Origin of the sequence: Pseudoxanthomonas mexicana (assembly GCF_001556105.1) — a bacterium.
Classification (GTDB): Bacteria; Pseudomonadota; Gammaproteobacteria; order Xanthomonadales; family Xanthomonadaceae; genus Pseudoxanthomonas_A; species Pseudoxanthomonas_A mexicana_A.
Genome location: NZ_LSIF01000056.1, coordinates 1 through 397, shown reverse-complemented (window position 1 = coordinate 397; position 397 = coordinate 1). Strand labels below are relative to the sequence as shown.

Below are 397 nucleotides of genomic sequence, written 5' to 3'. Positions count from 1 at the left end.
GGCGCTGGATGGTGGTGGCGAGCGAAGCGCCGCTGGTGCTCAGGTTGCGCTGAGCATTCAACGACATCGTATTGGTATTGATGACTTGTGCCACGGGAGATTCCTCAAGGTGTGGGGACGGGAAGCGCCGCTGGACCCGGGCGGAGGGAGAGAGTCATCCGCCCGGGTGGTTCTCCGCTTAGCGGAGCAGCGACATCACGTTCTGCGGCACCTGGTTGGCCTGGGCCAGCATGGCCGTGCCGGCCTGCTGCAGGATCTGGGTGCGGGTCAGTTCGGCGGTTTCCTTGGCGAAGTCGGTGTCGCGGATGCGGCTGCGCGAGGCGGCCAGGTTTTCCGAGCTGGTCTGCAGGTTGGCGACGACCGAGGTGAAGCGGTTCTGCACCGCACCCAGGTCGGC

General features: G+C 66.0%; 1 protein-coding gene and 1 pseudogene. Both read right to left on the bottom strand.

Going from position 1 to position 397, the window contains the following annotated elements; translation table 11 throughout:
* Positions 1-94: pseudogene (locus tag AX730_RS18470) on the bottom strand (flagellin); the annotation flags it as partial.
* 84 nt (positions 95-178) lie between these two features.
* Positions 179-397, bottom strand: a 219-nt coding sequence (locus AX730_RS09645; RefSeq protein ID WP_269746991.1) for a flagellin, incomplete at its 5' end; no start/stop codon positions are given.